This is a genomic window from Pseudarthrobacter sp. CCNWLW207 (genome assembly GCF_037203945.1).
Classification (GTDB): Bacteria; Actinomycetota; Actinomycetes; order Actinomycetales; family Micrococcaceae; genus Arthrobacter.
Window position 1 is genome coordinate 1 of sequence record NZ_JBBCBS010000019.1, and the last position, 23,141, is coordinate 23,141.

The 23,141-nt window shown below is 65.9% G+C and carries 21 protein-coding genes; 7 read left to right on the forward strand and 14 right to left on the reverse strand.

The features are described from left to right. Positions 1 to 329: 329 nt before the first annotated feature. Both V9L17_RS20355 and V9L17_RS20360 read right to left on the reverse strand, forming a co-directional pair. On the reverse strand, positions 330 to 1,445 hold the full coding sequence (locus V9L17_RS20355) for an asparaginase (RefSeq protein ID WP_337352686.1): 1,116 nt from the start codon (positions 1,443 to 1,445) through the stop codon (positions 330 to 332). 35 nt (positions 1,446 to 1,480) lie between these two features. Next, positions 1,481 to 2,239 (reverse strand): FadR/GntR family transcriptional regulator, encoded by a 759-nt coding sequence (locus V9L17_RS20360; RefSeq protein ID WP_376047567.1) that lies wholly within the window; start codon positions 2,237 to 2,239, stop codon positions 1,481 to 1,483. Between the two features lie 173 nt (positions 2,240 to 2,412). Between V9L17_RS20360 and V9L17_RS20365 the strand changes: the two genes are divergently transcribed. Continuing rightward, complete coding sequence (locus V9L17_RS20365; RefSeq protein ID WP_337352687.1) at positions 2,413 to 2,679, forward strand: helix-turn-helix transcriptional regulator; 267 nt, start codon at positions 2,413 to 2,415, stop codon at positions 2,677 to 2,679. Further along, the gene (locus tag V9L17_RS20370; protein WP_337352688.1) at positions 2,676 to 3,920 is read left to right on the forward strand and encodes a type II toxin-antitoxin system HipA family toxin; all 1,245 of its coding nucleotides are present in this window, start codon (positions 2,676 to 2,678) and stop codon (positions 3,918 to 3,920) included. The genes V9L17_RS20365 and V9L17_RS20370 overlap by 4 nt, the downstream gene beginning before the upstream one ends. 21 nt (positions 3,921 to 3,941) lie before the next feature. Here V9L17_RS20370 and V9L17_RS20375 read toward each other — a convergent pair whose 3' ends face one another. Then, on the reverse strand, positions 3,942 to 4,874 hold the full coding sequence (locus tag V9L17_RS20375; RefSeq protein WP_337352689.1) for a hypothetical protein: 933 nt from the start codon (positions 4,872 to 4,874) through the stop codon (positions 3,942 to 3,944). 65 nt (positions 4,875 to 4,939) lie between these two features. Then, positions 4,940 to 5,557 (reverse strand): uracil-DNA glycosylase, encoded by a 618-nt coding sequence (locus V9L17_RS20380; RefSeq protein WP_337348976.1) that lies wholly within the window; start codon positions 5,555 to 5,557, stop codon positions 4,940 to 4,942. 183 nt (positions 5,558 to 5,740) lie between these two features. Here V9L17_RS20380 and V9L17_RS20385 point away from each other — a divergent pair, with 183 nt between their 5' ends. Next, complete coding sequence (locus tag V9L17_RS20385) at positions 5,741 to 6,244, forward strand: hypothetical protein (RefSeq protein WP_337352690.1); 504 nt, start codon at positions 5,741 to 5,743, stop codon at positions 6,242 to 6,244. Here the strand turns inward: V9L17_RS20385 and V9L17_RS20390 are convergent. The 7 genes from V9L17_RS20390 to V9L17_RS20420 all read right to left on the reverse strand — a co-directional run bounded on the left by V9L17_RS20390 (position 6,241) and on the right by V9L17_RS20420 (position 13,111). Next, a complete protein-coding gene (locus V9L17_RS20390) occupies positions 6,241 to 7,704 on the reverse strand; it encodes an amidohydrolase (RefSeq protein WP_337352691.1) in 1,464 nt (487 codons plus the stop codon). The two genes, V9L17_RS20385 and V9L17_RS20390, sit on opposite strands and share 4 nt — an antisense overlap. Continuing rightward, positions 7,701 to 8,096 carry a hypothetical protein gene (locus V9L17_RS20395; RefSeq protein ID WP_337352692.1) on the reverse strand — a complete coding sequence of 132 codons (396 nt, stop codon included), beginning with the start codon at positions 8,094 to 8,096 and terminating at the stop codon, positions 7,701 to 7,703. The genes V9L17_RS20390 and V9L17_RS20395 overlap by 4 nt, the downstream gene beginning before the upstream one ends. 147 nt (positions 8,097 to 8,243) lie before the next feature. After that, a complete protein-coding gene (locus V9L17_RS20400) occupies positions 8,244 to 8,630 on the reverse strand; it encodes an RNA-binding S4 domain-containing protein (RefSeq protein WP_337348979.1) in 387 nt (128 codons plus the stop codon). Positions 8,631 to 8,704: 74 nt separating this feature from the next. Then, entirely contained in the window at positions 8,705 to 9,811 is a 1,107-nt protein-coding gene (locus V9L17_RS20405) for a sulfite oxidase (protein WP_337352693.1), read from the reverse strand. Between the two features lie 93 nt (positions 9,812 to 9,904). Continuing rightward, positions 9,905 to 10,909 carry an aldo/keto reductase family protein gene (locus tag V9L17_RS20410; RefSeq protein WP_337348981.1) on the reverse strand — a complete coding sequence of 335 codons (1,005 nt, stop codon included), beginning with the start codon at positions 10,907 to 10,909 and terminating at the stop codon, positions 9,905 to 9,907. 80 nt (positions 10,910 to 10,989) lie between these two features. After that, complete coding sequence (locus tag V9L17_RS20415; RefSeq protein ID WP_337352708.1) at positions 10,990 to 12,039, reverse strand: aldo/keto reductase; 1,050 nt, start codon at positions 12,037 to 12,039, stop codon at positions 10,990 to 10,992. 211 nt (positions 12,040 to 12,250) lie between these two features. Then, a complete protein-coding gene (locus V9L17_RS20420) occupies positions 12,251 to 13,111 on the reverse strand; it encodes a hypothetical protein (protein WP_337352694.1) in 861 nt (286 codons plus the stop codon). 233 nt (positions 13,112 to 13,344) lie between these two features. Here V9L17_RS20420 and V9L17_RS20425 point away from each other — a divergent pair, with 233 nt between their 5' ends. Next, positions 13,345 to 13,746 (forward strand): YchJ family protein, encoded by a 402-nt coding sequence (locus V9L17_RS20425; RefSeq protein WP_337348983.1) that lies wholly within the window; start codon positions 13,345 to 13,347, stop codon positions 13,744 to 13,746. On the opposite strand, the gene V9L17_RS20430 is transcribed toward V9L17_RS20425, so the two are convergent. The 3 genes from V9L17_RS20430 to V9L17_RS20440 all read right to left on the reverse strand — a co-directional run bounded on the left by V9L17_RS20430 (position 13,743) and on the right by V9L17_RS20440 (position 16,976). Continuing rightward, positions 13,743 to 14,543 (reverse strand): hypothetical protein, encoded by an 801-nt coding sequence (locus V9L17_RS20430; RefSeq protein ID WP_337348984.1) that lies wholly within the window; start codon positions 14,541 to 14,543, stop codon positions 13,743 to 13,745. The genes V9L17_RS20425 and V9L17_RS20430 overlap by 4 nt on opposite strands. Positions 14,544 to 14,594: 51 nt before the next feature. Further along, positions 14,595 to 16,610: an acyl-CoA dehydrogenase family protein gene (locus V9L17_RS20435; protein ID WP_337352695.1), complete on the reverse strand. Its 2,016-nt coding sequence runs from the start codon at positions 16,608 to 16,610 to the stop codon at positions 14,595 to 14,597. A 63-nt stretch (positions 16,611 to 16,673) separates the two neighbouring features. After that, positions 16,674 to 16,976: a hypothetical protein gene (locus V9L17_RS20440; protein WP_337352696.1), complete on the reverse strand. Its 303-nt coding sequence runs from the start codon at positions 16,974 to 16,976 to the stop codon at positions 16,674 to 16,676. Positions 16,977 to 17,238: 262 nt separating this feature from the next. Here V9L17_RS20440 and V9L17_RS20445 point away from each other — a divergent pair, with 262 nt between their 5' ends. Genes V9L17_RS20445 through V9L17_RS20455 form a run of 3 tightly spaced genes read left to right on the forward strand, consistent with a single transcriptional unit; the run spans position 17,239 to position 23,080 of the window. Then, positions 17,239 to 18,696: a DUF3375 family protein gene (locus tag V9L17_RS20445; RefSeq protein WP_337348987.1), complete on the forward strand. Its 1,458-nt coding sequence runs from the start codon at positions 17,239 to 17,241 to the stop codon at positions 18,694 to 18,696. A 2-nt stretch (positions 18,697 to 18,698) separates the two neighbouring features. Then, positions 18,699 to 19,622, forward strand: a complete 924-nt coding sequence (locus tag V9L17_RS20450) for a DUF4194 domain-containing protein (protein WP_337352697.1) — start codon at positions 18,699 to 18,701, stop codon at positions 19,620 to 19,622. Then, positions 19,619 to 23,080: an ATP-binding protein gene (locus tag V9L17_RS20455; RefSeq protein ID WP_337352698.1), complete on the forward strand. Its 3,462-nt coding sequence runs from the start codon at positions 19,619 to 19,621 to the stop codon at positions 23,078 to 23,080. Before V9L17_RS20450 ends, V9L17_RS20455 begins: the two co-directional genes overlap by 4 nt. Positions 23,081 to 23,141: the final 61 nt, after the last annotated feature.

Below are 23,141 nucleotides of genomic sequence, written 5' to 3' on the forward strand. Positions count from 1 at the left end.
GGGCTTGAGGTTCTTGTGATAACCCTTATCCTCCGCATGCAACGCCGACTCACTGGCATGCGCATGCCCGCCGTCGATGAGGTGGTCAGGGATGGGGGAATTTGTCATGGGGTGTCCTTCGGGAGAGCGGTTGGTGGGCCCACGACCGCAGGGATCCCTGGCTGAGCTTGCGGGACCAGGGGCGGTGGGGGATTACTTGCTGAGGTTGGCACTGCCCGGATGGGTGTTCAGGGCGATGGCCAGGCCGATGGATGTGTGCCACCGTGATCCGGAGATGTTCGGGGTAGGTGGTGGCAGGTCGTGCTCGGACCGGGTCAGCGGTACGGGCATCAAGGGCGGTCAGGCCGGTGGTCACCGACTTCCCGCAGGGCTTCGTTGGGCGGGGACAGGAAGTCTGTGGGCTGCAGCAGGCCAACTTTGTGACCGCCGCCCAGTATTGGGGAAGTGCCGATTCCGGCCAGCGGCGTTACGTCCACTCCCAGGTAATCGAGCAGGCGGACGGTGGCGGGCATCCGGGCGCGGTCGCCGCCGTCGGAAATCTTGACACCCACGGCACGGCCATCGGGCAGGCCTACGAGCTGAATACCTTCAAAACCGTCTTTCGCCACGGATCCGGGAAGCAGCCGCATCAGATCGGTGACGTCGCGGCGTTCGCCGGCCACCATGTCCGGGTGCTGGCGCATGGCCAGTCCGACGGCGGCTTCCGCCGCAGGTGCGGCGGTTGCGGCGTCGTCGGAGGTCCTTCCGGCGGCGTTCCCGGCGGCGAGAGCTATGCGGCCGAAGGCGCGGGCCATCCCTCGAAGGGTGAGGGCGAAGAGCGGGGTGCCGCAGCCGTCCGTGCTGCGGGCAAAGGGTACCTCGCCCGTCAGCTCAGTGATGGTGGCGGCAACGAGCTGCTGGAGTGGGTGGGACGGGTCCAGGTAGCCCTTGACCGGCCAGCCGTTGATGACGCAGGTGGCAGCCATGGCGGCATGCTTTCCGGAGCAGTTTTGGGTTAGCTGGGTGGCGTGGAAACCGGATCGCAGCCAGTCCTCGCGCTCTGTGCTGCCATAGGGGAGGTCTGTGCTGTTCTCCAGGTCGCGGGTAGTGAGCCCGTGCATAGCGAGGATGCGCTGGGTGCCGCCGCGGTGAATGGCAGCGCCGGAGTGGCTCGCTGCGGACAGGGCCAGCAGGTCGGCGGGGAGGTTAAGGCCGGCGCGGACCATGGCCACGGCCTGCAGGGGCTTAAGGGAAGAGCGCGGGTAGAACGGTGCCATGGGATTGCCCGCCGTTGCCGCGGTTGAGCCGTCCGGTGCCGTGGCAATAGCCGAGCCGTAATGGACGCTCTCCACCAGGCCGTCGCGGGTGGCGACCACCAGGGGAGCGTGCTGCGGAAGTGTGCCGGATGCTGCTTCGGCGGTGCCGGGGGCAGCGGTGTGGGCAGCGGGCATGGCGGGGGCTGGCATGAAGTCCTTGGGGTGGCTGGTACTTGTTAACGCGGTTATTTATTGAGGATGGAATCGAGGGCAACGCCGACGGCGCGCAGGTGTTCGGCCATTGCTGTGCTCGCGGCGTCAGCGGAGCCCGCCTCGATTGCGGCGAGGATGTGCTGGTGTTCGATGTCCGACGCGTGCTGGCGGTCGGCCACCATGTTCAGCGTTTCTGACTGGAACGCCAGGGCGCCCCGGATATCGGCGACGACGCTGGCGAACACTTTGTTGCCGCTGGCGCGGGCGATGGCTTCGTGGAAGCTGGAGTCCAGGGCAACCCATGATTCCGGGTCCGTTTCGGCGGTCATTGCTTCGACAATGTGCCGCAGGGTCTCCAGTTCTTCCTCACTCCGACGCTCGGCGGCCAATCCTGCTGCAGGGACCTCGATATGCGGACGGGCCTCGGTGAGGTCCCGGGCGGAGTACTGGCCCAGCGTGAGGTCGTTGGCTACCTTGTCGGCCACTACAAAGGTGCCTTTGCCCGTCTTGGTAACGGTCAGCCCCAGCGCGGTGCAGGAGCGCAGGGCTTCCCGGATGACTGAGCGGCTGACGCCGTACTGCTGCGAGAGCATGGCCTCCGAGCTCAGTTTGCCGCCGACCGGAACCTGCCCTGATTCGATGTCGCTCCGAATGGCGTTGAACACTGCTTCGGCAGCGCTGAGCCGGGCGAGAGGCTGGGGCAGGCGCGGGATGGCGCTGGTGCCCGGGGCCATTGGCTCCGCGGCGGACTCGGCAGGCTGTCCTGCTGTCCGGCTGTCTGACAGGTTCACGCTTAAAATATGGCACGGGTCACAAGGGGGTGTCAAGATCCGAGCGTGGCTCACCTGCGGATGTATAAACCCAGCGGCACGTTCGTGCCGGTTGCGCCCTTTCCCCCGGAAAAGTATCGGCGTAGGCTCTTCCCAGGACATTGAATCGGCACGATCGTACCTATGGGAGTGTTATGGCGGCATCGATCAGCGATCACTTGGCCAGAGAGGTCCGCTCGCGCCGTATAGGCATGCGCCTCACCCAGCAGGATCTCGCGGACATGGCAGGTGTATCAGAGCGTTTTGTCCGGTTTGTTGAACAGGGCAAGCCGAGTATTCAGCTGGATTCCCTGACCGCCCTGCTCGAAACCCTGGGGCTGGAGCTGCAACTGGCCACCAGAACCAGCCAGGCCGCCCGCGCGCTCAGCGGCACCGCCAGGGAACAAGAACCAGCGCCATGAAACACCGCATTGCCGATATCTATAAGGCCGGTGTGCTTGCCGCGAGGCTGGAACGGCACGACGGCGGCACGCGGTTCAGCTATCTGCCGGCGTACCTCGCGTCCGGGGGACCCGCCGTCGCCAGTTCCCTGCCGCTCACCAGCGTCCCCGTCCTGTCGGCGGCAGGAGCGGCGCCGCCCTATTTCACCGGGCTGCTGCCGGAGGGCCGCAGGCTCAACGCGCTCCGGCGCTCCATCAAAACAAGCGCCGACGACGACCTCTCGCTGCTCATCGCTGCCGGCGGCAATCCGGTGGGCGACGTCCAGATTGTTGGCCACGGCGAACCGCTGGACCCGGACGAGCACGCCGTCCAGCTGGATCCGAAGCTGCCGGTGGACTTCGACCAGCTGCTGGGCGACCCGGACCTGATCGACCCGGTGGCGTTGGCAGGCGTGCAGGACAAGCTCTCGGCCGGCATGATCTCGCTCCCCGTGGCCAGCGCCGGCAGGCGGTTTATCCTCAAACTCAATGCCCCGGAGTTTCCGCACGTGGTGGAAAACGAGCTGGTGATGTTCCGGTACGCCGCCAAACTGCGGCTCCCGCTCAGCCGGGTGCAACTGATCCGGGACGTAGCGGGCCGGCCGGGCCTGCTGGTGGAGCGTTTCGACCGGGTGCCCATCGCGGGCGGCGGTCCGGACGAGGTGCGGCGACTGGCTGTGGAGGACGGGGCGCAGGTGCTCAAGCTCTATCCGGCGGACAAGTACAACGTGGGCTATGGCCAGGTGTGCCAGGCGCTTGCGGACTACTGTTCGGCGCCCCTGCCCGCCCTGAGGAACCTGGCCATCCAGGGCGCGTTTGCGTGGCTCAGCGGCAACGGCGACCTCCACGCCAAGAATGTCTCGATGGTTCAGCAGCCGCACGGCGAGTGGACCATCGCCCCGGTCTACGACATCCCCTCCACCGTGGTGTACGGCGATAAAACCCTGGCGCTGACGTTGGCGGGAAAGCGGAGCGGGATTTCGCGACGGCACTTCCTGGGCTGGGCCACGGCGCTGGGGCTCACGGACCGCACAGCGGTCCAGGTGGTGGAACTGGCCCTGAAAGCGTCAGGCCCGTTGATCGCAGACCTGGAGGCGGGCATCGCCTTCGCCGGTGTAGGTGGCTCGGGAATCAACGACGACGGCGGCTCGCCATTCCCCGACATGGTCACCCGGGCGTGGGTTAAGGAGTTGAAGCACCGCCGAAGGTTGCTCGAGGGCTAAGCGGGTCAGGGTGGCGCATCGTCACAGCCCGTCGTACCACCTGAGTATCCGCAGGGCGCGGAGGGTGTTCCAACGGCTGGGATTCCCGTCGCCGTCCTCCAGTTGGAAGTGGACTTTGCCCGCGTGGGTGTTTTCCAGCAGCCACTGGCCATTTGGTTGCCGCTTGGAACGGACTACCTCCACGGCTTCTTCCAGCCGTTTGTCGGGAGCGCCGCCAGCAGCCCGGAAGTAGTCCAGCCCGCGGAGCACGTCGTAGAACCAGCGCGTGGGGTAGGAGAACTGGAGCCATTGACCGTTGATTAGCTCGCCATTGCTCTTTCGCCTCAGCAGGCTTCGGGCCAGGAGGTATTCTTCGCCCCGCCGCCGTGCTTGCCGCGATCGGGAGGTCCCGCCGGTGGAACGTTCGTGCTCAAGAAGCCCCTCAAGCACGCAGATGGTGGTGTGGAAGGACGAGCGTGTGGAACCTCTCTCGGCCTCGCAGTTCCATCCGCCGTCCGAGAGCTGTTCCCGAACCAGCCGCTCCACCACCGGGTCCACGTTCTCACCGAAGTAGGCGCCGAGGGCAACGACCATGCCGTTGATGCAGGGCTCCACCTCGCCATCGAAGAAAGGCTGGTTGCCTTCCTCCCAGCGGCTGTTGTCGCGGACCAGGCTGATTGCCTGCCGGGCTTCAGGGCTGGCAGGGTCCAGGCCGAACCCGCGCAGCAGCAGGAGGCTGTAGGTGGTTGCGGTCCACGGCTGGCTGTCCGGGTCATCGTCATGCGCCGGCCAGTATGTGCCGCCGTCCCATTGTCCGTCGGTGCCCTGCAGTGCAAGGAGCCGGGCGCCCCAACCGGATGTGGCAACACGGTCCCGTTCGGCGGCAACCTCCGGGGCGGGGGCATCAACGAGGTCACGCAGGACCTGCCAGCGGATGGAGGGATCGGAGTCGAGCAACCAGTCGAGCACTTCCATTGGCCCAACCTACACCGCAGTGGCTCGCCCTACAGGGGATCACGCCGTCGTGCGTTCCCGGCTGGCTAGAGGTGCTGGATGCCTGCGCGCTGCATGGCGTCCTTGTAGACCTCGACGCTCTTCGTGAGCAGCTCTTCCTGCTTGGCTTCAGAAACAGCAAAGGCCCGCCCGCCGAGCGCGCTGGCCTTGTAGATCTTGATGCCGCTGTTCTTCAGGGATGAGTGGTAGGTCTTCTCGAAGAGGGTCAGGAACGTGGAGGCATCGGTGCCGTGGGCGATGATGGCCGAAACACGGGAGTTGATTTTGAGGAACTGGCGGAAGGGACGCAGACCGTCGGTCTTTTCCTGGACGTTGAGCGCGGTGGGGAGATCGGGGTCGCGCACCCACGGGTAGGCGTTCCAGGGCATCACATAGCGGGGGTCAAGTTCAGCGAGTTCGTAGATCTGGGTAGCGCGGCGGGCGGCTTCGTCGTCGTTGTAATGGGAGACGAACCCGGATTCCGTGCCCTTGCCCGGGCTGACCTGGAGGCTCACGATCCGGCATTCGTCCTCGTCGTGGACGGGGTCGATGTACGGGACGATGGACCCTGGCTTCTTTTCCATCAGTTCGTCACAAAGCTGCGTCACGGCCGCGATGTTCGGTTCCTGTAGCAGGGCCTTTTTTTCGTCCCAGTCAATCGTCACGGTTTCTCCCTCAGCAGCACGGCGTCCAGAATCAGGCGTCTTAGGCCACTCTACGCTTTTGGACGTGGGGCTGCGCGGGCGGGAATTATTCTATTCCCTTGAGTTCAAGGATGGTGCCGCGTTGGGGAACAATGGAAAGGCATCCCCACACCGCGGGCCTCCCCGACTTAAGGAACCGTCGCCATGGTCAGCAGGGCATCCCTTAGGGCCGAGGGGTTCGCAGGATTCAGGGCGGTCGGCAGCCTCGAGATCATGCGGATCCCGCAGGGCACGGGAGTCTTCGCCGTGCTCCGACCGGACGGCTTCGAGCCGAGGTTCCTGAAAAAGAGCACGGCCGGCATCTTCAAAAAGAAGGACCCCTCGCTACCGGAACCTGCATTGGCTGCGGAGTGGGTTCCGGACGCCGACGTCCTCTATCTCGGCAAGGCGGGTCCCGGCAGCAAGGGAAACCGTGGACTCCGCCGGCAGATCCAGGAGTTCCTTGACTTCGGCAAGGGTAAGCCGCCGGGCCACTGGGACGGCCGGCTGGTGTGGCAGCTCGCGGCACCCGACTCGCTGGTCATCGCCTGGAAAGAGGTCCCCACCGACCAAGTGAACAGCACCGAAGCCAGGCTCCACGCGGACTTTGTGGCGGAGTTTGGGCGGCTGCCGTTCGCGAACCTCATCCAGGCCCGGACCAGGAACTAAGCCAGGCCGCCGTCGTACGTGAAGCGGCCCGCCAGCAGCGTTGCCGCAACTGGTAGGGCGCCGAATTCCGTGTCGGAGACAGCCAGCGGATCGGCGTCGAGCACCACCAGGTCCGCCAGGTCCCCCACCCGGATCCGGCTGCTGCCCCTCGCGGAGGCCACCAGCGCCTGCCTTCTGCTGATGCATTCCTGGGGATGCCAGGGCCCGCGGCCGTCCTGCCGGGACCTGGTGGTGGCCGCCGACATCCCGGCCCACGGATCCAGCGGGGCAACCGGCGCGTCCGAACCCAGCGCCAACGTGGCCCCTGCGTCGAGGAGCGACCTCAGCGGAAAGGCCCGCTGCGTACGGCCGCTCCAGTTGGACTCTGCGGCGTCGCGATCATCCAGTGCATGGACCGGCTGCACGCTGGCAGTAACCCCCAGGGACCCAAAGCGCGCCAGATCCTCCGCCCCGACAAACTGCGCGTGCTCAATTCGGCCACCGATCCCCGCGCGCTCAAACACGTCAAGGGCCATACGGTTGGCGGCGTCGCCGATGGCATGGACCGCCGGGACAAAACCGTACTCCCGCCCCCGCCGAAGCAGGGACAGTAACTCGCCTTCGCTGACGGTCAGTAGCCCGTAGCTGCCGTCGGGGTACGGATCCGAACAAAAAGCCGTCCGGGTATTCAGCGAACCGTCGATGAGGACTTTCAGCGGGCCGACCCGCAGGAGCCCCCTGCCGCCGTCGAGCTCCAATCCTGTGCGCATGCCATCGTTGCGTGCCCGCTCCAGGTCCTCGGGGTAGACGCCGGCGTCCACGCGGATGGCATCGAAGCCATCGGCGATGCGCCGCAGCCAGACGTCACGGTTCCAGGTCATCTCGAAATCAACGACGCCCACGATGCCCCGGGCTGCAGCTGCCCGGGCGGCATCGCGGACCCAGCCGTCCACCAGTGAATCGGGAAGTTTGCCCAGATCGCGGGTGACGGCAAAGGCAGGTTCCTCCCGGAGCAGGCCACTGGCGTCAACCTCCACCCCATATCGCCGGGCAGCAGCGCTGTTCAGCCAGAGACAATGCAGGTCGTGGCTGATCAGTGCGGTGGGCTGGTTCCCTGTGGCGGCGTCGAGCATTTCCAGCGTGGGGACGTCGGGCCACAAGGCGTCGCGGAAGCCTACCCCCACGCTGGTGACCGACGGATCGGCGTGATGAACATAAAGTCCGACGGCGGCGGCGGCCTCGTGCGCGGACGCCGCGGCGGACAGGTCCAGCCTGTTTGAGTGCATCGCCCACTGGGTCATGTGGACGTGCTCGTCCCAGAGCCCCGGAATGACATAGCGCCCGTCCAGGTGGACCACGCGCGCGCCGCGCGGGATTCCGCCGCCGGCACTGATGCGGGTCACCAACCCCTCAGCGATGTGCAGGTCAGAGACGGTATCCTCGCCAGGCTGGCGGATGGAGGCCAGAATGAGTTCGGTCATGGAGCCAGCCCTATAAGTTCGCCGGCGGCGCAGGTTTCCGATTCGACTGGAACGCTGAACGCCAACTTGACCCAGGTCCGTCCGAAAATACGCACCCTCGCGCCCTGGGCGTTGCTCGACGTGACTGACCACCACCCTTGGGAGCCCTCGTCGAGAACTGAGACGGGGCCGAAGCCGTTCGGTTCCAGGACAGGGTTGATGGCGTCCATGACCTTTTGGAACTCTTCCGAGGCTCCCACTATGTCGCCGTCGCTGCGCAGTGTTGGCAGGCGAAGAGAGCATTGGCCGTCGGTCCGCTCTCCGATGGAGTACGGATCTCCTGCGCGCCAGCGCAGCCCGGCCTTGACGCGCGGATGACCGTTGACCCTGAACGGTTTCGCAGCAGTCCCCAATGATTCCCCCAGATTCGCGGCCTGCGCTCGCAGCCGCAATTGTCCAACCCGAGCGCGGGGCCTATCCCGCCCGCCTACCAGCCTAGCCATTCGGCTCGCGTTGCCCGATGGGCAGCGCTGCCCAGCACCGCCGACCCGGCCGTGGGACTAGGTGGCGTCGCCCCGGAGCCGCTCCATCTCGCGGCGGTCCTTCTTGGTGGGGCGCCCAGCACCACGGTCCCGCTGCGGGAGGCCAAGGGCCGGGGCAATGGGACGCGGCGGAGTGTGATCAGTGAAGCAATGGGATGCCGGCTCGGCGCCGACGCGCTTGGCGATCAGGCGCCGGACCTCAAGAATCCGTTCGTAGCCGGACATCCGGACGGTGACGGTGTCGCCTGTGACCAGGGTTGCAGATGCTTTTGCGGGACTGCCGTTCAGCCGAACGTGGCCCGCGCGGCAGGCGGCAGTGGCGGCAGAACGTGTCTTGTAGGCGCGGATCGCCCACAGCCACGCATCGATGCGGACGCTGGCGGGTGAGGAAGGAAGGATGGTCATGGCTGGCACTGAGTATACGGCGTGGATCTTGTGCGAATCTTCCCTGCTCCCGCCAGCCGTTCACGCCAGCCCGCTTAGTCGACGGTGACGTGTACCCGCTGCACCACGTTGTTGCCCATCCCCTGATAATTCCAGTTTTGCTCAAGTGGCTGGGTGGCTCCGGTGGCGTCCGTGGCCCGGCAGGCCAACTCGTGTTCGCCCGGATCAGCCACCCACGGCAGCGTCCACTTGCGCCAGGCAAAGGGCCCGGCCGGCTTTTCGAGCTGGGCGGCCACCCACTTGCCGTCGATCCCCACCTCAACGCCGGTCACTGCACCCTGGCCGGACCAGGCCCTGCCCTGAAGCATCACCGGCCCGTGCGTGAGCACCCGGCGGCGCGTGAAGAAATCCGGTATGCCCGGCGGAACCATCAGCGAACGGACCCTGATCCGCGAAACCGGTGTGCCGGCGTCGTCCGCGTTGTCCTGGTACCGGTACGCCGGCTGCTGCTGGAACCCAGTGAACGGGTGCGTCACCACATCGATGGACTCCAGCCACTTGACGCTGGTCATGCCGTACCAGCCCGGTACCACCAGGCGGAGGGGGTAGCCGTGCTGCGGCGGCAGATCGGCGCCGTTCATCCGGTAGGCGAGCACGACGTCGGGACGCATTGCCTCGCGGATCGGAAGGCTCCGTGCGTAGTGGTGCCGGACGCCGCCCTGGATGCCGGCATCGGCCCCGGTGAACACCACTTCCACGGCCTCGGGCAGCACGCCGGCCTTCGCGAGCAGGTAGGCCAAGGGCACCCCCGTCCACTCCGCTGTCCCCACTCCTTCCATGATCCAGGGCTGGCTCAGCGGACGTGGCTTGAGCAGGGACCTGCCATTGCCCGCACACTCAAGCGTGACCGGAAGGGTGATGGCCGGGTCCTTCCTGAGCGCTGCCAGGCTAAGCTCCAGTGACCGCTCCACAGCTCCCTTGACCTGCAGGTGCCACGAGGCGGCCTCAAGGTCGGGGATGTCGAAATGCGTGAGGACATAGTGGAGGCCGGGTGGCGTGATGTCACGGCGCAGCGCCTCGAGCGGCATCGAATGGTTCCGCGCAGCCAACTGGAGCTCCTCGGGGGTCAACGGCCCCGACGTGGGCGCGCCGGCCTGCGGCACGGGGCGGGCTGACTGGCGTTGCCGGTAGATCTGCTTCATGGCCGTACGATTCTGCTCGATGAGGCTGGAGGGTCCCCCTCTGACAGGTTTACGCCCGGGCGGATGGCCCAGTCAACGGCAGTGCCCGGGCGCTTAGGCTTCGCGGGCCGCGGGCGACTTGGTCTCCGCCGGATCGCGTTCGGCGAGGGATCCGATCGCGTCGTCGATGTTCTTCAGGACCTCCGGCTCGAGGACCACGCCTGCGGCGGCCACGCTGTCCGCGATCTGCTCCGGGCGGGATGCGCCCACGATGGCCGAGGCGACGTTCGGGTTCTGCAGGACCCAGGCCACCGCGAGCTGCGGCATGGAGAGACCAGCTTCCGCGGCGATCGGCTTGAGCTTCTGGACGCCGGCAAGCACGTCGTCGCGCATCCAGCGCTGGATCATCTTGGCGCCGCCCTTGTCGTCCGTGGCACGGCTGCCTTCGGGGGCAGGCTGGCCCGGAAGGTACTTTCCGCTCAGCACGCCCTGCGCCATGGGGGACCAGACGATCTGGGACACGCCCAGTTCTTCCGACGCCGGCACAACCTCTGCCTCAATGACCCGCCAGAGCATGGAGTACTGCGGCTGGTTGGAGATCAGCTGGAAGCCCAGTTCCCGGGACAATGCGTGGCCTTCGCGGAGCTGTTCGGCCGTCCACTCGCTCACGCCGATGTACAGCGCCTTGCCCTGCCGCACGATGTCCGCGAATGCCTGCATGGTCTCTTCCAGCGGCGTCTCGAAGTCGTAGCGGTGGGCCTGGTAAAGGTCAACGTAGTCCGTCTGGAGCCTTTGGAGCGAGCCGTTGATGGACTCCATGATGTGCTTGCGGGACAGGCCCAGATCGTTCTTGCCCTTGGGGCCGGTGGGGCCGTAGACCTTCGTGAAGATCTCCAGGGACTCGCGGCGCTCGCCCTTAAGCGCCTCGCCGAGGACGGTTTCCGCGGCCGTGTTGGCGTAGACGTCCGCCGTGTCGAAGGTGCTGATGCCGGCGTCGAGCGCTGCCCGTACGCACTGGGTGGCGACGTCGTTCTCTACCTGTGAGCCGTGGGTCAGCCAGTTGCCGAAGGTGATTTCCGAGACTTTGAAGCCGCTGTTTCCGAGGTATCTGAATTCCATGGTTTTCAGGCTAGCGGAGATGCCAACTTACGGAAAGGGCTTTCCAAAAATCGCGACGGCGATGCCGGCGCCTCGCTGCCTCAGAGGCGCCTGAGTTCCGCGTACTCCAGGGACGGGACGATCGCGCCGGCATCGCGTTCCACGAAGTTGGTTCCCGGAGGCACCAACTCGTCGATCGCGTCCAGCACGGATTCGCCCAGCAGGGTGTCTGCTGCCTTGAGGTAGGCGTGAAGGTGCTCCTCGGTCCGTGGGCCGATGATCACGCTGCTGATGGCCGGGTGGTTCAGCGCAAAGCCGATGGCCAGTTCCACCACGGAGATCTCCAGCTTGTCCGCGAGCCGCGCCAGCGCATCCGACGCCAGCAGCTTCCGTTCACTGGCAGGCCCGGAAATGTCGTAGCGGCCCGGCAGGGAATGCACCCGTGCCGGGGGTTTGCCGGCATCCAGCACGAAGTCCCCGGAGAGCCAGCCCCCGGCCAGTGGTCCGTACGCAAGCACGCCGAGCCCGTACTGCTGGGAGATGGGGAGTACGTCGCGCTCGTTGCCGCGGACCAGCATGGAATAGGGCACCTGGTTGCCCACCGGCGGGATGAGGTGGTTGGTGGTGGCAAGCCACTGTGCCTCCACCAACTGTGCAGGCGTGAACACCGAGGTGCCGTAGTAAAGGATCTTGCCTTGCCGGATGAGGTCGTTCAGGGCGGTGATGGTCTCCAACACGTCGGTGTTGTAGTCCGGCCGATGCGCCTGGTACAGGTCGATCCGGTCCGTCTGGAGCCGTCGGAGGCTGCCCTCCACGGCCTGCATGATCCAGCGCCGGGAATTCCCCGAGTGCGCGGGGTTGGCGCTCATCTGGCCGTGGAACTTGGTGGCGAGGAAGACGTCGTCGCGCCGGCCGCGGAGTGCACGGCCCACCACCTGTTCGGACTCTCCCTGGGAGTAGACATCGGCGGTGTCTACCGCAGTGATGCCAGCGTCCAGGGCGGCCTGGATGATACGGATGCCTTCGTCTGCTCCGGTGGGCGGGCCGCCGGGTACGCCGCCAGGTCCCTCGCCAAAGTTCATGGTGCCCAGCGTGAGCGGGCTGATCGGCGTGCCGGACCGCCCGAACACACGAAGTTCGCTGAGGCTCATCCCCTGCTCCTCACGGTCGATTTCCCACGGCGGATTGCTGTGGATCGTCACGACGCTACACAAATTCCGCGCCGCGCCGCGGGAAAGCGCCATACAGCTTCGCTTTTCGTAGCACGGGGTAACGCGGACGGCGGTGATGACGGTTTGTGAAGACCGCCCTGAGGTCGGGGCCCGTCAGGATGCGTTCGGCGGGCGTGGCGCCCGGTCTCCCTCAACGCCGGTCGGCGGGCAGCTTGCCTTTAATGACCTTGGCGTGGGCGGAGAGTGACACGAGGGAGCCGGTATCCAAAGGGGAAAGTGGCGGAGCAGCGGAGGGCTTCTTGAAGGACCGCGGTACATCCCGCGCCGGGTGGTCCTGGTGCAGTGCCGACTCCACCAGCGGAGCGACGGCCACCACTTTCTCTGCGGGCACTCCGGGATCCGGCAAGTCCCGGACGGAGACCTTGATTTGCGGTGCGGCGGCGCGTGCGCGCGCAAGGGCCCGGGCATCGGCTTCCGCGACGGCCGCGGCCCAGTCTTCTGCCAGCACCGGCGGTACACGGCGTGCGGCCGTGAGCAGCGGGTGATGTTCGACGGCGTGTTGGAACCGCGGCTTGAATTCGGACGGTTTCAGGGCAGTGCGGGCGTCGCGCAGCACCTTGCGCCAGTCGCGCGGCGCCCTCAGGGTGGCGACGGCGGCACTCCCGTGGGTGCGTGCGGCCGACACGGCAGCGCCGGTCGTCGTCCGCGTCTTCGTCTGCAGGGCAGCGGCTTTGGCGCGAAGCACCCCGGCGCTCGCCGTTTTCGCGGGGGAAGTGGCGGCAGCGCCGTCGTCGTGACCTGGCATTGCCGCATCCGCGGCCGAAGCCGATGACGCCGTCCCCGATGCCCCGGTCAGGCGGACGAGCGGCAAGGTTTCATGCCGGGGAAGCTTGCCTAAGAGGACCATGACCGTCAGGGCAATCAGCCGGCCCACCCCCGCCAGGACAAGGGTGGCTACCACCAGGAGGAAGAGGCCAAAGAACATCAGGAATGCGAGGCCGAGCGTGCCAAAAAAGGTCAGGTTCAGAGCGAGCGTCGTTGAATCTCCCACGTCACCTCTCCTATCTGCCAGCAGCGGAGTCCGTGCCGGCACTCATCACCACGGGCAACAGCCCCTCCACTACCTTACGGACTATTTGAGGCCTGTCGCGCCGCAGGAAGGGGTGCGTCCGGTGTTGTTTCAAACCTGTTACCGGATATGACAAGGCCGCAGCCGCCTATAGTCGGAAGGAGACCCCAAAAGCCCTGTGGACTGCGGGCCCGGACCAGCCTGACAGGAGCATCATGCCCGAGAATCCAGCCGCCGCACGACGTTGTTTCTGCTTGTCGGGTGAGGCGTACGCGCAGTGCTGCGGGCGGTTCCATACCGGCCAGTCCGAGGCCGCCACCGCCGAGCAGTTGATGCGGTCCCGGTACAGCGCGTTTGTCCTGCTCGACGCCGCCTACCTCATGCGGACCTGGCATCCTGACACCGCGCCGTCGGAGCTGGAACTGGACCCCGCCATGGAATGGCGCCGCCTCGATATCGTCTCCACGAGCCAGGGCGGACCGCTGGACACGGCGGGGACCGTGGAGTTCAAAGCCCATTTCCGGCACGACGGCGTACGCGGAGTCCACCACGAAACCAGCCGTTTCGTGCGCGAGAACCGCCGCTGGTACTACGTAGATGCTGTGCTCCTTGCCTAGCCCTCGCTGTACGTTTCGTCCGGGGTGAAGCCTGCCCTGTCCACCTTGCGGTGGAAATGCATGCCCGCCAGGCCGCCCAGGACGGCACCAACGAGCGCCACCAAAGCCACCACCACGGCGGCAATGATGCTGGTGATAGTCAGTTCGCCTTCGTTGATGGGGATCCGCGGGAAGGTGTTCAGGTTGGCCAGGACGTTGAACTGCTGTCCGGCAACCAGGCCAAGGATAGCGATGACGACGGCGGCAATAAGGGCCCAGATCCACACCATGAAACCCTGTTTGGCGCCGTTGAACCGTGCCATCCGGCCTGCCACGTACCCGCCGGAATAGTACGAAGCGAACAGGATCACCAGCAGGACGATGATGCCCACCAGCCCCACAGTGCCGTTGGTTGCCACCTGGTTGACCGCCTCGTTGACGTCTGTGTTGTTGGCCAGTCCCACGGCGGTGCCCGCTGCTGCCACGAACGCGGTGAGCAGCACAGCCATGCCCATGGCGGCCAGCCAGCCGAAGAACGCGGAGCCCACCTTGATTCCGCCGAACTTTTCCTTTTCCCGTGCGACGGCGGTCTGCCGGTCGGTGACGTTCGGGTCCGCCACGCTCGGGTAGGCCGCGGTGGTGTCGGCTGCGTCAGTGTCCGCTACGTATGCGCGCTCGCCGTACGTTGGTGGCGTCTGTTGATAGGCCTGCGTAGGCTGCCCGCCGGCGAAGGTTTCATCACGAGCAGTCTCATTCCGTAGATTCTCGTTCCGGGCACGCCGCGGAAGACTGTCCTCTGGGTTCGTTTGGTTGCTCATGGCTCAACTCAACCACCGCTGACCTGCGATAACAAGGGTGCTTATTAGTTGCTAGCGGTATCGGCGGTGCTGGTTTTCCTTCGTAGAGGCCCCGGGAGTAGCGTCCGCGATCCATGGCCCGGTGCCCTCGGACTGGTCAAAGACACCGGCCTCAAGCCACGTGTAGTCCCCGGCCAGGACCTTGCGCGAGAGGTGGTGGTCGCCGTCGTCGGTGTTGCGCCAGAGCTGATCGAAATACTCCTCGACGCGGACCCGGGCCTGCTCGCAGTACGCCTCAGCAAGCTCATAGGCACTGGCTGCACGTTCAGGCGCGGTGTGGAGCATCATCTCGGCCCGTGAACAGCATGCTGCCATGGCGTAAAGCTCCGCACCGATATCAACAATTCGGCCCAGGAAGGCCTGCTTGTGCTCGAGCCTGGCCTGCCAGCGGCCCATACCGTAGAAGGTCTGCCGGGCCAGCTTGCGAGAAGACCGCTCCACAAAGCGCAACTGCTTGGCGAGACGTCCGAACTCGCTGTAGGAGCGTGGGTCCATTCCCGCGCCCGCCACCAGCTTCGGCAGCCACCGGGCATAGAAGCCGGAAGCTCCGACGGCGGCCTTCGCCTTGTCCTGCAGGCTTGCGTCCAGCGATGCGAGGTCGCCGGCCGCAGCCAGGTGGGCGTCCACGGCTTCCCGGGCGATCAGGAGTTTCATGATCTCCGATGAGCCCTCGAAAATCCGGTTGATCCGGAGGTCGCGCAGTTGCTGCTCGGCTGGAACCGCGCGTTCGCCGCGGGCTTCTAGTGACTCTGCCGTCTCGAAGCCCCGGCCACCGCGGATCTGCACGAGTTCATCGGCAATCCGATAACTGATCTCCGTGGACCACAACTTGGCCAGGGCGGCTTCGATCCTGACGTCCTTCTGCCCGGCGTCGGCGAGTTCGGCCGATAGTTCAAAGACCGCGTCCAAGGCAAAAGCAGTGGCTGCGATGAAGGCGATCTTCTTGCCCACGGCTTCATGCTTTCCCACCGGCTGGCCCCACTGGGTGCGGGCATTGGACCACTCGCGGGCAATCTTCAGGCTCCAGCGGCCCGACGCGACGCACAGCGCCGGAATGGAGAGCCGGCCGGTGTTCAGCGTGGTCAGCGCGATCTTCAGTCCCTGGCCTTCACGTCCCAGGCGGTTGGCCGCGGGAACCCGTACCTGGTGGAACCGTGTCACTCCGTTTTCGATGCCGCGCAGCCCCATGAAGCTGTTGCGGTTCTCCACGGTGATGCCGGGGGAGTCCATTTCCACCACAAAGGCGCTGATGCCGCCCTTGTGCTTGGTGCCGTCCGCGTCGGTGTGGGCCGGCACCAGGGCCATCACCACCACCAGCTCGGCGATCACGCCGTTGGTGGTCCAAAGCTTCACGCCGTCCAGGATGTAAGACTCGCCGTCGGCCGTGGGAACTGCCGTGCTGCCCATTCGGGCGGGATCGCTGCCCACGTCCGGTTCCGTCAACAGGAAGGCGGTAATGGCCCCGGCGGCGCAGCGCGGCAGGTATTCCCGTTTCTGTTCCGGGGTTCCGAATACCTTCACGGGTTCGGGGACGCCGATGGACTGATGGGCGGACAGGAGGGCCCCGATGCTGGGGTGCACGCTGCCCAGCAGGGCCAGGGCGCGGCCGTAGTAAACCAAGGACAACCCCAAGCCGCCGTATTCCTGCGGGATCTTCATGCCAAAGGCTCCGAGGTCCGCCAGTCCCTTGAGGTATTCGTCCGGAATCTTGTCTTCGCGCTCTATCACGCGGCCGGACATCGTGCGGGCGTAGGCCTCGAGGCGTGCCATGAAAGCTTCGCCGCGTTCAACGTCGTCCTCCTTGGCGGTTGGCCAGGGGTGGACCAGGCTGAGGTCGAAGTTGCCCAGATACAGTCCCTTCGCGAAGCTTGGCCGATCCCAGTCCCTCTGGCGGGCTGCCTCGGTTATTGCACGGGCGTCCGCCGCGGTTGCTTCGGATCCGATGTTGCTCGCGGCAACGGGAACATCCGCGTCCGGGGCGTCGGAGGCAAATGCGCTGGCGGCGGGACTGTCAGTGGCGGAGCTCATGGGGTATCTCCTCTGCCCGGGATGGCCGGTTCAAGCCATGGATCCGCCGGGTTGGAGAACCCTTTAGCTGTCTCTCAATATTACCCGCGGGTAGCTTCCGGTGCTAGGGGATGGCTGCCCCGGGAAGTCCCCGGGAATCTCCACTGCCGACGCATGGTGCACCAGCCTGTCCCAGCCGTTATTGATGCCATGCACCACGGCCAGCAGCGTGGTGGAGGCGAGGAACCAGCCGAGTTTGCCGACGCCGACCAGGACCAGGGCCAGGAACCCTGCCGCCAGGACGAAGGCTGCCAGGACCAGGGCAATCACCAGCGTTCCGGTGAACACCATGGTGGCCGTTTCCACTGCACTTAGGTCGAACTGCATTCTTCCCCCTGCTGCGCCATTGCTTCGGTTGGATCAGTAGCACTGAGCGTAGGGGCTTTGGGGCGAGTCCAACCAGACCCGCCCCGCCAGCAACAACGGGTTGATATGGGATCGCAATGCTACCGGGAGGTAGGTCACGGAGCGGTCGCGGAACCTTTGCCGTTAGGGGTAGGAAGGCTCTGCGTTAACCTTGTAGTTGGCAGTTTTCGTCTTTCGTCGATTCTCGCTGCCCAACCATCCCCCATCAGCTGAAGGAGAGTGCGTGCCCCGCTCCGCCAGGTCATCCGCTGACGCGATCAGTGCCCGGCTCAGGGACCTCGAACTCCTCACCCAGGGACCCGCCTGGGCACTCACGCGCTCCGCGCCCTGGGTGATCGCCGTGCTCCAGGCGTCCTTTACCCGCACCCGCCCGCAGGTTCAGCTCGAAGAGTTCCATGCCGACGTCGACTCCTTCCTTGAGCAGTTGCGGCGCGAGGAGCCGGCGCTGGGCGGTGCCGCCGGGGCGCCGTCGGGAAAAAAATACGCAGACGAATGGACCCGGAAGCACTTCCTGACCCGCCGCAACCAATCGGGGCAGATCGTCTACGAGGTCACCGAGCCGGCCGCCCGCGTGCTCGCATTCCTGGACAGCCTCTCCAGCGAGCGGTCCACGCTGAACGGTTCCAGGCTGGGCACGCTCCTGGGCGACGTGGAAAAGCTGGCCAACGAGACCAACCCGGACCAGAGCGCCCGGCTGGAATCCCTGGAGGAAGAGATCGGTGAGCGCCAGCAACTGATCCAGGACATCAGCTCCGGCGATTTCGATGGCCTGCTGGACGACGACGAAGCCGTGGAGGCCGCCGGTAACATCCTGGACCTGGCCGCGAGCCTGCCCGCCGACTACAAGAAGATGCGTGACCGGATCGAGGAGCTCGTGGGCGAGCTCCGCAACCAGATCATCGAGGAGTCGCTCAGCAAAGGCGCCACCATGGCCCAGGTGCTTGAGGCCGACAAGCGGCTCCGGCAAAGCCCCGAAGGCAGGACGTTCCGCTCCTTCACCGCATTCCTGGAGGACCCGCAGCAGCAGCTGCGTTTCCGTTCGGCAATCGGCGAGGTGCTCAGCCGGCAGTTCGCCGACGACCTCTCGGCGGAGGACCGCGAAACGCTTAAGAACCTCGTGGCCGAGCTCCGCCACCAGCACAGCCAGATACAGCGGATCTACGGCAAGCTCAGCGAAAGCCTGAACACGTACGTCCAGAGTGATGACTTCCGCCAATCCGTCCGGCTCCGGAAGGTGCTGCGCGAGGCCGAGCAGGCTATCCGGTCCCTGCCCTATGAACGTGAACGGCCAGGCCTGGTCCGCGGTCCGGTGCTGTTCAACGCGGGGTTCGAATCGCTGGCCATGGTCAAGCTCTATGATCCGGACGAGTTTGCCGTGCCGCCCAAGCTCGCGGACCCCATCGCGTTCAGCGACTCCGACCGCGTGCGCTCGCCGAGGACGGGCAAGGCCCGGCCCGAGGCCATCAAGGCAGCTGCCGCCGGTGCCGCCACGCTGGCCGAGGCCTGGGCCCAGCTGCCGCCCGAGGAGCAGCACATCAACTCCATCCGGGCGCTCCTCTCGCACGCCCTCCAGGAAGGTGCGGCCTTTGACCGTGACGCCTGGGACGGCCTCGACTACGAACAGATAGACGGCACCACCCGCAAGGCATACCTGCCGGTGGTTACCCTCAAGAAGGATTGACGATGACTGAAGAAACCACGACGGCGGCACCTTCCGTTGCGGAGGAAGCCACCCTTGCCGAGGCCCCGCCGCACGCAGAGCGACCTTTCGCCGTCACACCCAGGGACACGTTTGTGGACGGTGCGGCCCTGTTCCCCGGCGACACCGGCGTGCTGTCGATGAAGGTGCGCCAGGCCCTGGTGAAGCTGCTCAAGGGCCCGTATGTCGACGGCGGACGGGACGAAAAACTGTGGACCACCCTGCTGGATCACCAGCTCATCCTGCGCAGCCGCCTCTCGGAACTCTTCCTCACCCTGCAGCTGGACCACGAACGCAAGATCGCTGTCCTGCGCCCGGTGGACCCGGAGGCCATCGGCGGCAGCACACGCTCCAGCATCCTCCGCCAGCAACGTGCCTTGAGCCGGGTGGAAACCATTGTGCTGCTCCGCCTGCGGCTGCTGCTGGACCGCCACGTCACGGCCCAGACGGACCCCACCATCACGCGCGAAGAAATTGCAGACCTCGTGGCCCACTACCAGCCAGCCGGGCAGCAGGACGCATTGAGGGATTCGGACGTGGTCTCCCGCGCCATCACCAAGCTCCTGGCCCGTCAACTGCTCCTTACCACCGGCCTGGACGACGTCTACACCATCTCCAACGCACTCCCGCTTGCCCTGCCCTTCGAAAACATCGGCGATATTCCGGCCCAAATCGAAGCCCTGGTAGCAGCCACAGCAGACCCGACGGGTACCGAAGCGCTGATAGAGCTCGACGGTGATGAGGGTGCGGAGGACGACGACGCCGATGCCGCCCCCGCCCCTCCGCCGGGCGACTCCGCTGCAAGCAGCGAGTCGCCCGGCTCCGACAGGCCCGATGCCACTCCCTGGTCGGCATCGGCGGCGTCGTCCGTGGGTGCGCACGGAACCACCGAGGCGGTAGAAGCATGAGCATCGCATCCATGCTGCCGATGGGCGAGCTCACGAATCCGGGCCAGATGCGCCTTGCCTTGGTGCAGGTGGTCAACTGGGGCACGTTCCATGGGGCGCACACGATGCACGTGGACCGCAACGGAACCCTGTTGACGGGTAACTCCGGCGTGGGTAAGTCCACGCTGTTTGATGCCATGCTGCGCGTGTTTGATGCCCGGCCGCGCTCCAATGAGGCAGCGGCCCAGCGTGCCGGCGGTGCGGTGGAGGACAAGAGGACCACGTTCACGTACATGCGCGGGAAGGTGGGTGACAAGGCCGTGGGCGAAGGCTCCGCCAGTGCCTTCCAGCGGCCGGGTGCCACGTGGTCCGCCGTCGCCCTGACGTTCGATAACGCGGCTGGTACGCGCGTCACGGTGTCGGCGCTGTTCGACCTGCCCAAGAATGGCACGGAGTCCAGTGTGGGGCGCTTTTACCTGATCGACAGCAAGCCGCTGGACTTGCCGGCCATCGAGGACATCGCGGAGAAACGCTTCACCAAGGCCTCGCTGGAGACCGTCTTCCCGGACGCGCAGATCTTCGACGTCCACAAGGCATTCGCCGAGCGTTTCCGCCGGCTACTGGGCATCAGTTCGGACCAGGCCCTGCCACTGCTCCGCGTGATCCAGGCGGGCAAAGGCCTTGGCGGAAGCGTGAACACGTTTTTCCGCGACCAGGTCCTGGACGCCCCGGCAACCCTTGCCGCGGCGGATGACGTGGTGGAGGAATTCAGCAACCTGATGTCCATCCGGCAGCGGCTGGAGGATGTACGGCAGCAGCGGGACCAGCTGGCCCCGGTACCCGGACTGAACAAGGAGTACGCGCAGTCGCTGCTGGACGCCAACCGGCTCCGTGAGCTGTCAGGCGAGGAGTTCGAAGCCTATAGGCAGCAGCTCTCGGTCACGGTCCACCAGAAAACGCTGGCCCGGTTCAAGGACCTGGCCCAGGTCAAGGCCAAGGAACTGGGCGCGGAACGTTCTGTCCGCGACGGGCTGGCCAAGGAACTGCGCGAGCTTGAGGCCGACTACAACAACCAGGGCGGCAACGCGATCTCCGCGATCGAGCAGTCACTGGAAAACGCCCGCGTTGGCCTCCGGCTCCGCGAGCAGGTGGAGGAAGCGGCCCGCAAGGCACTGTCCGACGCCGGCCTGCAGCTTGAGTGGACGGCCAAGGGCTGGGAGCAGGCCCACGAGCAGGCGGCCGCCCGCTCTGCCGAGCTCAAGGATGACTCCCAGGCGCTGCAGGAACTCCGCTTCGAGGCATTCGACGGCCACGCCACGAAGAAACGCGAGCTGGCTGCAGCCCAACAGGAGCTGGTGTCGCTGAAGACGCGCAAGTCCCTGCTGCCGCCGTCGAGCATTGAAAACCGGGCGGCGATCGCCGCAGCTACCGGCATTCCCGAAGACCGGATGCCGTTTGCAGGCGAACTGATCGACCTCGCCGAAGGGGAGGAGCAGTGGCGGCCGGCCGCCGAGCGGGCACTCCGGAACCTCGCCACCACGCTCCTCGTTCCCGGCGAATACTTCGCCGCAGTGACCCGCTACCTGAATGACCACAAGGTGCGCGGCGCCCTGCGCGCCGTGGACGTGTCCAAGCCGCTCGCCGGCGGCGCGCTTGCCGTTGAGGACGTGCGCGACGGCGACCTGCTCACCAAGCTGGACATCCTCGCCAGCGGCGCGGTGGCGGACGCCGGGGAGTGGATCCGGGAGCGGATCGCGCTCGATTTCGCCTATCCGTGCGTCGAGGACGCCGACAGTCTGGCCACCCTGGACAAGGGCCTGAGCCTGGGCGGCGTGGTCAAGCGCAACCGGCACACGGTGGAAAAAGATGACCGTTTCACCGGGCGCCAGGACTACGTCCTCGGGTTCGATAACGCCGCCAAACTGGAACTCGTGGCCGCCCAGGTGGAGGACCTGCAACAGGAGCTGGCCAAGGCGGCCGAACTGGCGCAGAGCCGAGAAGAGTCGCACCAGGGCATGAGCCGGCAACTCGACGCCCTGAGGTTGATTGCGGAGGACCACCGCCCCTGGGAACAGGTATCGGCTGCAGTCGCCGCAGAGGAACTCACCAGGATAGAACGGCGGCTTAAGGACGCCCTCGCAGCACAGGCGGATCTGGAACCGCTGCGCGCCAACATCGAAGCGGCGCGGCAGAAACACCAGGCCAGCACTGAAGCTGCGGCTGTCCTGCAAAGCGAATACAAGGCACTCGACCGGCAACTGAGCGCCGCCGATTCACTGCTGGAAGCCGCGCGGGCCCGCCTGGAGCAGGCGCCGCCGTCGGACGCTACCGTCACAGCGCTGGAGCCGTACTTCACGGACTTCGGCGACATCACCGAAATGCATGAACTGGACAACCTCGCCAACCGCGTCCGGACTGCGCTGTTGGGAGAGTTGCACGCCGCCGAGACGCGCGGGCAGGCAACCTCCGAGCGGCTGACCCGGATCTTCGAAGGCTTCGTCCGTGAGTGGGGGACCGCAATCTCTGCGGACCACGGCACGTCAATCGGCGCAGCGGGGGAGTTCGAATCGCGCTACCACGCCATCGTCAGTGACGGCCTTCCCGCGCAGGAGACTGAGTTCCGGCAGTTCTTCAACCAGCGCACACACGAGTCCTTCAGCACGCTGCTGCACCTGCTGGATGAGGAACGGCGTTCCATTACCAGCCGCATCCTGCCGCTCAACGGGATCCTGTCCGAGGTCAACTTCCATGAAGGCAGCTTCTTGGAACTGGACATCAAGCAGACCCTGCCGGCCACGGCCAAGCAGTTCAAGGACGCTATCCAGAACGCCCTGAAGGCCCGGCACACGCGTCCGGCCCGCCCCGGTTCAGGCGCGGAAAATGGAGCGGACGACGCCGAGCTAACTGCCCGCTACAAGACCCTGGAAACACTAGTGAAGAGGCTGGGCTCGCAGACCCCCGAGGACCGGCGCTGGCGTGCCGAGGTGCTGGACGTTCGAGGCCACCTGTTTATCCAATGCAAGGAGCACCGGGAGGTGGCAGACGGGGCTTTGGGCAAAACGGGCGGCAAGCGGACCGATGTCTACATGCACGCCGACACCGGCTCCATGTCCGGCGGCGAGCGGCAGCGCTTTACGGCGTTCATCATGGCTGCGGCCTTGAGCTACCAGCTAGGCATTGCCGAGCAGGGGTTCACTACCTACGGCACGGTGATGATGGACGAGGCGTTTGTGCTGGCATCGGAGGAGTTCGCTGGCGCGGGCATCAAGGCGCTGCACGAATTCGGATTCCAGCTGCTGCTGGCGGCGCCGGAGAACGTGATCGACCTGTCGCGGCACCTGGGCTCCGTGACGGAGATCCTGCGGGACAAGCGCACCAACCGTTCCGGCGTGCTGACCGCTCCGGTGATCCGGCCAAGGCCCGGTGCTGAGGGTCAATGGCGGTCGGAGGCCAACCCGGTGGACATCGTTTTGCGCTAATCGTGACCCGGTAGAGGTTTTTATAACAAATCGATGGATTTATTGCTGGAAGTCTGGTGAA

What these genes read in the sequence shown, in the direction of transcription:
- V9L17_RS20355 (WP_337352686.1), bottom strand. Translation starts at nt 1,445, where the DNA reads ATGCCAGCCCCCGCCATGCCCGCTGCCCACACCGCTGCCCCCGGCACC.
- V9L17_RS20365 (WP_337352687.1), top strand. Translation starts at nt 2,413, where the DNA reads ATGGCGGCATCGATCAGCGATCACTTGGCCAGAGAGGTCCGCTCGCGC.
- V9L17_RS20370 (WP_337352688.1), top strand. Translation starts at nt 2,676, where the DNA reads ATGAAACACCGCATTGCCGATATCTATAAGGCCGGTGTGCTTGCCGCG.
- V9L17_RS20375 (WP_337352689.1), bottom strand. Translation starts at nt 4,874, where the DNA reads ATGGAAGTGCTCGACTGGTTGCTCGACTCCGATCCCTCCATCCGCTGG.
- V9L17_RS20385 (WP_337352690.1), top strand. Translation starts at nt 5,741, where the DNA reads ATGGTCAGCAGGGCATCCCTTAGGGCCGAGGGGTTCGCAGGATTCAGG.
- V9L17_RS20390 (WP_337352691.1), bottom strand. Translation starts at nt 7,704, where the DNA reads ATGACCGAACTCATTCTGGCCTCCATCCGCCAGCCTGGCGAGGATACC.
- V9L17_RS20400 (WP_337348979.1), bottom strand. Translation starts at nt 8,630, where the DNA reads ATGACCATCCTTCCTTCCTCACCCGCCAGCGTCCGCATCGATGCGTGG.
- V9L17_RS20405 (WP_337352693.1), bottom strand. Translation starts at nt 9,811, where the DNA reads ATGAAGCAGATCTACCGGCAACGCCAGTCAGCCCGCCCCGTGCCGCAG.
- V9L17_RS20410 (WP_337348981.1), bottom strand. Translation starts at nt 10,909, where the DNA reads ATGGAATTCAGATACCTCGGAAACAGCGGCTTCAAAGTCTCGGAAATC.
- V9L17_RS20415 (WP_337352708.1), bottom strand. Translation starts at nt 12,039, where the DNA reads ATGAGCCTCAGCGAACTTCGTGTGTTCGGGCGGTCCGGCACGCCGATC.
- V9L17_RS20425 (WP_337348983.1), top strand. Translation starts at nt 13,345, where the DNA reads ATGCCCGAGAATCCAGCCGCCGCACGACGTTGTTTCTGCTTGTCGGGT.
- V9L17_RS20430 (WP_337348984.1), bottom strand. Translation starts at nt 14,543, where the DNA reads ATGAGCAACCAAACGAACCCAGAGGACAGTCTTCCGCGGCGTGCCCGG.
- V9L17_RS20435 (WP_337352695.1), bottom strand. Translation starts at nt 16,610, where the DNA reads ATGAGCTCCGCCACTGACAGTCCCGCCGCCAGCGCATTTGCCTCCGAC.
- V9L17_RS20440 (WP_337352696.1), bottom strand. Translation starts at nt 16,976, where the DNA reads ATGCAGTTCGACCTAAGTGCAGTGGAAACGGCCACCATGGTGTTCACC.
- V9L17_RS20450 (WP_337352697.1), top strand. Translation starts at nt 18,699, where the DNA reads ATGACTGAAGAAACCACGACGGCGGCACCTTCCGTTGCGGAGGAAGCC.
- V9L17_RS20455 (WP_337352698.1), top strand. Translation starts at nt 19,619, where the DNA reads ATGAGCATCGCATCCATGCTGCCGATGGGCGAGCTCACGAATCCGGGC.